The following is a 9019-nucleotide window of genomic DNA, read 5'->3' as shown; positions in this document are numbered from 1 at the left end:
GCGGCCGCCGCTTGCTGGAAGGTTCCGACCAAGTTGGTCGCCTTTCTCGGAAAAGATATCTTCGGGGAGCAGCTCTCCACGGCGCTTCAAGAGGCGGGAGTCGATCTCTCCCTGGTCGAACGGATCGAAGGAGCGTCGACGGGCTTGGCCTGGATCGAGGTCGATCCCCGGGGCCGGAACCGGATTGCGGTGGTGCCGGGAGCCAATGCGCTCCTCAATCCCCAAGAAGCACAAGCGCGGCTTGCGCCTCTTGCGCCTGGAGATCTCCTCTTGAGCCAGTTGGAAATCCGGATATCGACCGTCGAGGCCGCTTTTTCGGCCGCCAAGGGCAAGGGCATCACGACTCTGCTCAACGCCTCGCCGCTCGCTCCCCTTCCCGATGGGATCTTGGCCGCCACCGACTACCTCTTGGTAAACCGAACGGAATTCTTGAAGCTCGGCGGCGTTGCCCGATTTCCCCGAGATCTCGAGGAAGGGAGCCGGAAGCTTGCGCGGCGGGGAGTCCAAACTCTCCTCGTCACCGCCGGAGCTTTGGGCGTTTTTCTTTGCACGGCGGGGAAACCCCCGACGCGGGTTCGCGCTCCCCGCGTCGCCGCGGTCGACACGACGGGAGCGGGAGATATCTTTGCCGGCTGCTTCGCTGCAGAGCTGCTCCGGGGGAAGGGCTTGCTCGAGGCGGCCACCGTGGCCGTCAAAGCCGCCTCCCTTTCTTGCACTCGGCCCGGAGCCCTTTCTTCCATTCCCGATCCCGAAGAGATCGTCTCTCTGCCCGAGCGGCCCTGACGCTTCGAACGGACCGCCGGATGCCGGAAGCTCCCCATGGCGAAGGCCACTGGGCTCTTCCGAAACGCAAACGGTCGGCACGATCCGACGAGGACGGAGAAGAGCCGAGCCGCACCCTTTGTCTCTTGACGACCCGTGCTTCCCCGTTCATTCTCGCTCGCCAACCGGCTCCCGGTCGAATCTCCCGGCAAAGCGATCCGACCTTTCCTCCCGGAGAGCGATGGGTTTCTTGGCGAACAAGAGCGTAGAACCGATGAATCCGCCCGCCCGACAGAGTGAAGCCTCGCCCAAGCGGGATTCTCCCTCCTCCCATCCCGAGGCTTCCGGACAGGGGGATGTCCACGTCGCGAGCGCCCCGCCACGCCGGTCGGGGAAGCGGATCTTCCGCTGGATCGCCTTTTTCGCCTACGCCCTCCTTCTCCTCTCCCTTTCGAGCATTCCCGGGTCCAAGCTCCCTCGGGAAGTAGGGCTCGTGAACGACAAGCTCCTCCACGGAACCGCCTACTCCGGCGCCGGCATGCTCGCCCGAATGGCCACCGGCGCCACGCCTCTGGCTACCGCCGCGGTCGCCCTGCTTGGCGCGGTCGACGAGAACTACCAGAGGTGGATTCCCGGACGAACGCCCGACCCCCGCGATTGGGTGGCCGACCTCTTCGGGGGCTTCCTAGGCGCCCTTCTGACCGGCTTCTGGATGCGTCTCCGGAGCGGGAGGGAGCGGCGTCCCCCTTCCCCGGCCGGCCGGTTAGGCTCGCTCCCCTCTGCCTCGTCTGCGCCCTCGGCACGACATTTCCCAGCCTCTAACTCGTCATCGTTACTTGGATCGGTCCCTCCCGGCGAAGGACCTGCATGGCGACCTCCTCCCCCGCCCGGCGCAGCGTCACGTCGACCCGGCTGCCCCCTGCTGAGAGCCTCTCGAGGGTGACCTCCTCGAGGAAAGGAGGAAGAACGGGACGGTCGAAGAAGACCGTCGGCGGGGAGGGGAGGAAGCCGAGTCCAAGACAGGACTGGAGCAGGAAGAGCGGTGCCGCAGTCGCCCAAGCTTGGGGGGAGCAAGCGATCGGATAGAAAGTCGGCCCCTGCCCCCGGCGGCGGGGAAATCCGCAGAAGAGTTCGGGGAGCCTGCGCAGATCAATATAGGTGGAAGCCGCAAAAAGCCCCTCGAAGATCCGCGCCGCCGCTTTCCGAAACCCATACCGTGCCAAACCGTGAGCGATCATGGCGTTGTCGTGCGGCCAAACCGACCCGTTGTGGTAGCTCATCGGGTTGTACCGGGTTTCGCTTGCCGCAACCGTTCGAATGCCCCAACCCGAAAAGAAGCGGTTTTCGAGGAGCGTTTCGGCCAGGATCGCGGCTCGTTCCGGATAGGCGATCCCCGAAAAGAGGGCATGGCCCGCATTGGAAGTCCGGACCCGGCAGGACCGCTTCTTTCCGTCGAGAGCCAGCACATAGCTCCCGAGCTGCGGATCCCAAAACGCCGCATCGAACCGCTGGCGGAGCTCTTCGGCCTTCGCCTCCTGCCGGAGGGCAAACTCCTCCTTTCCGAAGAGCCTCCCCAAGACGGCGGCGGCCTTCCGGGCTCCATAGACATAGGCTTGCACCTCGCAGAGAGCGATCGGGGGCGGGGCGAATGAGCCTTCCGCGTGGAAAACCGCATCGTGGCTATCCTTCCATCCCTGGTTCACAAGCCCGCCCGACGGCTGCGACGCATACTCGACGAAGCCATCCCCGTCCCGATCTCCGAACTGATCGATCCAAAAAACGGCCGCCTCCACCGCCCGCCAGAGAGCCTCCACGGTAGGCCGGTCGTGGGTCCGCTCCCAGTAGGCTCCCGCCAGGAGGACGAAGAGCGGAGTGGCATCGATGCTCCCGTAGTAGCAGCGGAAGGGAACCTCCCCAAGCTCCGCCATCTCGCCTTGGCGGATCTCGTGAACGATCTTTCCCGGCTGCGCTTCGCAGCGCGGATCCTCCTCTCGAGCCTGGGTGATCATTAGACAGGAGAGGACCCCGCGGGCGATCTCCGGATCGAGCCAGAGAGTTTCCAATGCGGTGACGAGCGCATCGCGTCCGAAGATGGTGCTAAACCACGGGACCCCCGCATAGGGGTAAGGCCCCTCCTTCGTTTCGGTGAGGAGCATGCCCAGATCGGAGATCGATCGGCAGATCGCCTCGTTGAAGATCGCGTGGGAGCTGACGATGGCCGCAGCCCGCCGGCTGGCCGCCCGCAGCGCCCTTCGGCTCTCCAGGAACGAGGCGTAAAAGGAGGGGCGCACCGGCCGTCTTGCCGACTCCTCCTCGCATGCGATCTCCACGAAGACCATCCCCGCCCCCCGGGAAGGAAGCTCTATCGAAAAGACCGCCGAATCGGGGCTCAAGGAGAGGGGTTGCGGATCGAAGCGGAGTCGGGTGGTCCGCCCGCGTCCGTCGAGCCCCACGTAACGCAGGAGCACCTCCTCCGTTCCGACCCGGGCGGGATCTCTTTGTCCGCGCCGCTGCCGGCGGCTCCCGCGCACCTCGAAAATATCCGCAAAGTCGACCCGGAAATGGATGGAGAGCTCGATCCGATGGAGGTGTTCATCGAAGTTGCGCAGGGCGAGGCGCTCCCAGCAGGCACCATTCCAAAGGAAGCGGGAGCGGCGGATGTGGACGAGGTCGTGCTGGAGGATGCGCCTGCCCTCTCCGTCGACAATGTCGGGATTGGTTAAGTCGCAGGTCAGCAGCGCGTTGTCGTGGCGCAGGCTCGAGCTGAGCAAAAGCGGAGGCTCTCCGCAGAAGGTGAGGTAGTAGTAGGAGAGGTGACGCATGTCCCGGTAGAAGAGCCCTTCGGCCAGGCCGCGATAGGAGACGATGTCTCCCTTCCGGTCGCAAATTGCGAAGAGATCTCCGTGCTTGAGAGTAAGAAGCGGCAGGAGAGAGGCCGCGGTTTGAATTGCATAGCCAAGGGCCGCTTCCTCCGGCTCGGGCCGGAAGCTCCCGGGTCCTCCCCATCCGATTTTCCCGAGCGTCGTCTCGTCGCTCATCTCCGAAGAGTGCTTTTTTCGGCGGGGGAAAGCCGGCTCCATTCATCCAAGAGAGAAGGCTTCCGGGAATCCGCCGGTTTCGGTCGCTCCGGGCCTCCGCCGCCCAACAGCCTCCGGTAGAGGGCGAGGTAATCGTCGGCCATCCGGCTCGAGGAGAAGCGCTGGGCCGCCAGCGCCCGCACGCGCCGCCGGTCGAGTGCGCCGATCGCCCGGACCGCTTCCACCGCCTCCTCGACGGAGTCGACGATCCAGCCGCTTTCCCCGTCGACGACCACCTCGGGGACCGCTCCCCGGCGGTAGGCGATGACCGGGGTCCCACAGGCCATCGCCTCGATGAGAACCATCCCGAAGGGCTCCGGCCAATCGATCGGGAAGAGGAGCGCCAGCGCCTCCCCCAAAAAGCGCACCTTCTGCCGATCGTCGATTTCCCCAAGAAACTCCACCCCCGGAGAGCGAGCGATCAATGGCTCGACCCGTTGCCGCCAATAGCCCTCATCGACCGGATCGACCTTCGCCGCGATCTTCAGCGGCAAGCCGGCGCGGCAGGCGATCTCCACCGCCTGCTCCGGACCCTTTTCCGGGCAGATGCGGCCGAGAAAGGCCAAGTAGCCGCCTCCACCGGAAAACCGAGGAGGATAGAGCGCAAGCGGAAGCCCATGGTAGACGGTCCCGATCCAGTTGGCCCGGGGGATCGGCTCCCGCTGGGCGTGGGAGATCGAAACGATGGGCAAATCGGAGAAGAGCTCGAAGAGGACTGCGAGGTCGGGGCGATCGAGCCGGCCGTGGAGGGTGGTGAGCGTCGGTCCCGGAAGCTCGTAGCAGAGCGGGAAGTGGAGAAAATCGATGTGAAAGTGAAAGAGGTCGAACTCGTCTGCCTGCCGGCGGACCTGCTCCAGCTCCAAGACGTGATAGACGAGCGGGTCGGGGCGCGACGGATCGGTTCGCAGCGATCGAGGGGCGCAAGGGACGAGCCTTGCCGAGCTGCAGGAATCTCCGCTCGCAAAGAGCGTCACCTCATGACCGGCCCGAACCAGCTCCTCGGTCAGGTAGGCCACTACCCGTTCCGTCCCCCCATAACGCGGGGGGGGAACCGCCTCCGCAAGAGGTGCAATCTGGGCAATTCGCATAGGAATCGCTCGGGTTGCGCCACAAAACCAGCGCATCGGCGGGCGGGCTCCCGCCAAGCACGCGGAAAAATATTCGCCATTGCCCGAGAGCGCAAGCCGCCGCTCAAACCAGCGACAACCAGTCCATTAGCCGGGAAGATCGTCTTTGCTGCCAACCGAACGGCGGCGGTCTCCCCCCTGGGAAGGTCGAGCACTCCTCTGCCGGCTTTCCGCCGGAAAGCGCCATGGCAGATTCGCGACCGAAAGCGCGACTCAGACAAAGGAAAGGGATCCAACCGAACCGGTCGTGGAAGAAGAGTCAGGGTAAGTCGAGCGCTCCCCTCCTCGCCGCGCCTCATCCGCCCGGCTTCTTCCCTCCCCGATCGCCGGCCACCTGTTCGGCGATCCAAGCATAGGTATACGCGATCCCCTTCTCCAACGGCTGGGTCGGAGCCCAGCCGAGCTTCTCCCGAATGAGCCGGTTGTCCGAGTTCCTCCCCCGAACCCCCAGTGGTCCTGGAACGTTCCGGATCGCAATCCTCTTCCCTCCCACCCGGGAGATCAGCCGGGCGAGGTCGTTGATCCGGATCATCTCTTCGGATCCCACGTTGATCGGCCCCGGAAAGTCCGAGCGCATCAACCGGAGGCTCGCCTCGAGGCATTCGTCGATGTAGAGAAAGGAGCGGGTCTGCTGGCCATCTCCCCAGACCTCGATCTCCCCGCCATCGGGAGCTTCGGCGATCTTGCGGCAGAGGGCCGCAGGCGCCTTCTCCCTTCCCCCCTTCCAGGTACCCTCGGGCCCAAAGATATTATGGTAGCGGGCGACCCGGACCTCCATCCCGTAGTTCTTGGCAAAAGCAAGATAGAGATGCTCGCTGAAGAGCTTTTCCCAGCCATACTCGCTGTCGGGAGCCGCCGGATAGGCGCTCGCTTCCGAGCAGAGGGGATTCTCCGGATCCTCCTGATTGTAGGCGGGGTAGATGCAGGCCGACGAAGAATAGAAGATCCGTTTGACCCGCCGCCTCCGGCAGGCATCGAGCATGTTCAGGTTGATGGTGGCGGAATTGTGCAAAATGTCCGCATCATGCTCGCCCGTGAAGACGAATCCCGCCCCTCCCATATCGGCGGCGAGCTGATAGACCTCGGCGAAGCGCCGGTCGACCACCAGTCGGCAGAAGTCGGGCTCCCGCAAATCCCCCTGGACGAAATCATCCGCCTCAGTCGGCGAGAACTCCGGAAACTTGAGGTCGACCCCCCGGACCCAAAACCCTTCCCTCTTGAGCCTCCGCACCAAATGGCTCCCGATGAATCCTCCCGCTCCGCAGACGAGTGCTTCCGGCATGATTCTCCCTTTCTGCTCCTTTCGGCTTCCCTCTTCTGAGACAGGATCGTCTGTCGGTCAAGCCCGCGCAAACCGATCGAGCCTCTTTTCCGGGGGGCACAACTCCTGGGTCGCCCGCTCCCTCCCGGAAAGCGGGCAGTGCAGGATCTGCACTCCGTTGCGCCCTTCGGAGACAAGGCCCTTCCCGGATCCTCTTCGGGGAACCGCCACCGGCCACGCTACGGCTTCTCCGGAATCCCCGCAGGCACGGCTTCCCGAGCCTTGCCGACTACGAACCTCGCCTCCTCCAGTGCCTTCTGGGCATCCTCGCGGCGGTAATTTTCCGTCGGGAGGAAGTCGATATCCCCATAGAAGGAGAGCTCCCTCTCCCTCCGAAGCCAGGTCGAGATCCGGGCGAGCTCTTCCAGATTCTCCCGAATCGGTGCAGCCAAGTATTCCCGATGCGCGCGCAGGACCGGCGAGACGTCATGCACGTGCGGAGGCTCGATCCCCGCCTGGCGCAAAACCGCCTTCAGGGCGAGCTCGACGGCCTCCTGCGCCTCCCGGACCACATCGGAATAATCCCCATACTCCAGGAGATGGGCTAAAAAGGCCAGCCGCGCCTCGGCCTTGCGCAGATAGCTCTGCGCCAGTGATTCCGCCATCATCCCATCAAATCTCGATCGGCTCGCCGGGCCGATGGCCGGGCTTGAGCTCCCAATACCAGGCATTTCCGCTCCAGACCCGCCGAGCCCCGTTCCGGGCGAGCCGCTCCCCCATCTTCCGGAGCGCCCCTTGCAGCACCCCCTCCGGATCCCACAGGATCCGAGCATCCTCTGTCATGTCGAAGAGAAGGGGGCTTCCGGCCTCCAGCTCCTCCGGCGTTTTAAAGATCGGGGACCATTCCGTGGAGATCCCCTCGGCTCGTGCTTCTTCGAGAAAGGGGGAGAGCCACCGTTCGACCACTTCCCATTCCGCCACGCGCGCCATTCGCCCCTGCGGCAGAGGAGTAGCGACTAGGAGAAAATCGATGTCCGAATCGGGCCGCATCTTCCGCCGTCCGACCGAGCCGTAGACGGCAAGCGCAACCAGGCGGGAGCCATAGTAGAGCCGAACCGCCTCGAGGAGGCGCTCCAAAAGCCGCTCAAATCCCTGGGGAAAATCCGGATCTCGCATCCGCTCCCTCCGCTTCGAGCCTGACACAGGAGTGCTTCCCAGCAAAGGGAAAAGGAGGGAGCTCCGTCTGTTTCTTCGCCGAGTGCGCCCGGCTTCCCTCTTCGGCGACGGGATCGTTTGTCGGTCAAGCCCGCGCCAACCGATCGAGCCCGTCTGGGCGGCGCAACTCCTCGATCGCCCGCTCCATCCGAGAAAGCGCCGCTTCCCGAGACCATCGGGCCTCCGCATACCGCCGCCCCGCAGTCCCCATCCGCCGCCGGCGGTCGGGATCGCGCCAAAGGTCGAACACCGCTTCCGCGAGCGACTTCCCATCCTCCGGGGGGACGCTCACCCCCGCCTCCGCCTCTTCCGCGACCCGGGCGACCTCGCTCCCCGGGCTCACCGATACGACAAGGGGCCTCCCCGCGGCCAAGAGAGTCATGACCTTGGAAGGAAATACGATATCCCCGACCTCCCGCTTCTGGGTGACGAGGCAGAGGTCGCTGGCGGCGAGGAGCCGGTGGAACTCCTCACGGGGCAAAAGCGGGAGGAAGACTAGGTTCTTTAGGCCCATCGCCCGCGCCCGCGCCTCGAGCGCAGGTCGAGCCGCCCCATCCCCCACGAGAAGGTAGAGGATTTCCAGGTTGCCCGCCGTCTCCCGAGCGGCCTCCAAGACCACCTCCAATCCCTGCTTGACCCCCATGTTGCCCGAATGAACGACCAGGAAGCGATTCTCCCATCCCCTCTCCTCGCAGAACTCTCCCCTCTCGATCTCCAGCGGGATCGCGAAGAGGCTCGGATCGGCCCAGTCGGGAAGGAGCAGGACCTTTTCCGGAGGAAAGCCCTTTTCGAGGATCCGCCTCCGCATCCCTTCGGTCAGCGTCGCCACCCTCCCCGCCCCCGAGTAGGCCGCCTTCTCGAGCCCGAAGAGGAGCCGAAGGAAGGGTCCCTCTCGAAGCATTCCCAGATCGCGGGCCGCATCGGGCTGGAGATCGGCAACGTGGAAGAGATAGGGAACCCTCCAAGCGAGGGAGAGGAGCCGGGCGGCCATTCCCAAGGCCAAGGGGGGAGAGACCAGATAGAGAACTTGGGGCTTCCGGGCACCCAAGGCCCGAAAGGTCGCCGAGGCGACGAAGCTCGCCTCGTGGAGGATCCGCTTCCGGGCATCGACCCGCTCCGGAACGTAGAGCGGGCAACGCAGAATCTGCACCCCGTTCCGCCCCTCGGAGAGAAAGCCCTTCCCCTGATACTCTTCCGCAATCCGCCACTGCGGGTAGTAAGGGAGCCCCGTGACCATCGTCACCTCATGACCCCGGCTCGCCAAGTACTCGCAGCGGCCGGTGTTGAAGACCGCGATTCCGGTCTCCTCCGGCCAATAGTTGATGCCTAGAAAAAGAATGCGCATGGTTCCCGCCGCCCGTCGGCCGATCGACCCATGCCCCGTGGCGGACGCGGGCATTCTAGGGTCTCCGGGCGCCTTGGCGAACCGATTGTGCGTCTTCCCTGCGAATTGTCCGCGCGCTTCCTTCTCCCGACGGAGTCGGCCACTCTCCGTTTCGCAGGAGGAATACAAATTTTGAACGCCGGAGCCAAAAGCCGCGTCTCACTTAGCAACTACCTCGAACGAATCGTTTTCC

7 protein-coding genes and 1 pseudogene are annotated in these 9019 nt (G+C 64.6%); 2 read left to right on the top strand and 6 right to left on the bottom strand.

The features are described from left to right. The coding region (locus FN369_RS08760) for a ribokinase (protein WP_142525776.1) at positions 1-783 on the top strand (783 nt) is incomplete at its 5' end. A gap of 220 nt (positions 784-1003) precedes the next feature. Then, a pseudogene (locus tag FN369_RS11670) lies at positions 1004-1432 on the top strand (VanZ family protein); the annotation flags it as partial. Between the two features lie 148 nt (positions 1433-1580). Here FN369_RS11670 and FN369_RS08755 read toward each other — a convergent pair. The 6 genes from FN369_RS08755 to FN369_RS08730 all read right to left on the bottom strand — a co-directional run bounded on the left by FN369_RS08755 (position 1581) and on the right by FN369_RS08730 (position 8841). Then, positions 1581-3800, bottom strand: a complete 2220-nt coding sequence (locus tag FN369_RS08755; RefSeq protein WP_142525775.1) for an amylo-alpha-1,6-glucosidase — start codon at positions 3798-3800, stop codon at positions 1581-1583. Further along, entirely contained in the window at positions 3797-4927 is a 1131-nt protein-coding gene (locus FN369_RS08750) for a glycosyltransferase family 4 protein (protein WP_142525778.1), read from the bottom strand. The genes FN369_RS08755 and FN369_RS08750 overlap by 4 nt, the downstream gene beginning before the upstream one ends. 334 nt (positions 4928-5261) lie before the next feature. Next, positions 5262-6248, bottom strand: coding sequence for an NAD-dependent epimerase/dehydratase family protein (locus FN369_RS08745; protein WP_142525774.1), 987 nt, complete (start codon positions 6246-6248; stop codon positions 5262-5264). 218 nt (positions 6249-6466) lie between these two features. Continuing rightward, complete coding sequence (locus FN369_RS08740) at positions 6467-6895, bottom strand: HEPN domain-containing protein (protein WP_142525773.1); 429 nt, start codon at positions 6893-6895, stop codon at positions 6467-6469. 4 nt (positions 6896-6899) lie between these two features. Then, complete coding sequence (locus FN369_RS08735) at positions 6900-7403, bottom strand: nucleotidyltransferase domain-containing protein (RefSeq protein ID WP_142525772.1); 504 nt, start codon at positions 7401-7403, stop codon at positions 6900-6902. Positions 7404-7527: 124 nt separating this feature from the next. Next, positions 7528-8841 (bottom strand): WcaI family glycosyltransferase, encoded by a 1314-nt coding sequence (locus FN369_RS08730; RefSeq protein WP_246189640.1) that lies wholly within the window; start codon positions 8839-8841, stop codon positions 7528-7530. Between the last annotated feature and the right edge of the window lie 178 nt (positions 8842-9019).

Origin of the sequence: Methylacidimicrobium cyclopophantes (assembly GCF_902143385.2) — a bacterium.
GTDB classification, from domain to species: Bacteria; Verrucomicrobiota; Verrucomicrobiia; order Methylacidiphilales; family Methylacidiphilaceae; genus Methylacidimicrobium; species Methylacidimicrobium cyclopophantes.
The sequence above is the reverse complement of the archived record's forward strand: the minus strand, read 5'-3'. Positions and strand labels throughout refer to the sequence as shown.

Excerpts from the sequence above, each read along its gene's own strand:
- FN369_RS08730 (WP_246189640.1), bottom strand. The coding sequence starts at position 8,841 with ATGCCCGCGTCCGCCACGGGGCATGGGTCGATCGGCCGACGGGCGGCG.
- FN369_RS08745 (WP_142525774.1), bottom strand. The coding sequence starts at position 6,248 with ATGCCGGAAGCACTCGTCTGCGGAGCGGGAGGATTCATCGGGAGCCAT.
- FN369_RS08750 (WP_142525778.1), bottom strand. The coding sequence starts at position 4,927 with ATGCGAATTGCCCAGATTGCACCTCTTGCGGAGGCGGTTCCCCCCCCG.
- FN369_RS08740 (WP_142525773.1), bottom strand. The coding sequence starts at position 6,895 with ATGATGGCGGAATCACTGGCGCAGAGCTATCTGCGCAAGGCCGAGGCG.
- FN369_RS08755 (WP_142525775.1), bottom strand. The coding sequence starts at position 3,800 with ATGAGCGACGAGACGACGCTCGGGAAAATCGGATGGGGAGGACCCGGG.
- FN369_RS08735 (WP_142525772.1), bottom strand. The coding sequence starts at position 7,403 with ATGCGAGATCCGGATTTTCCCCAGGGATTTGAGCGGCTTTTGGAGCGC.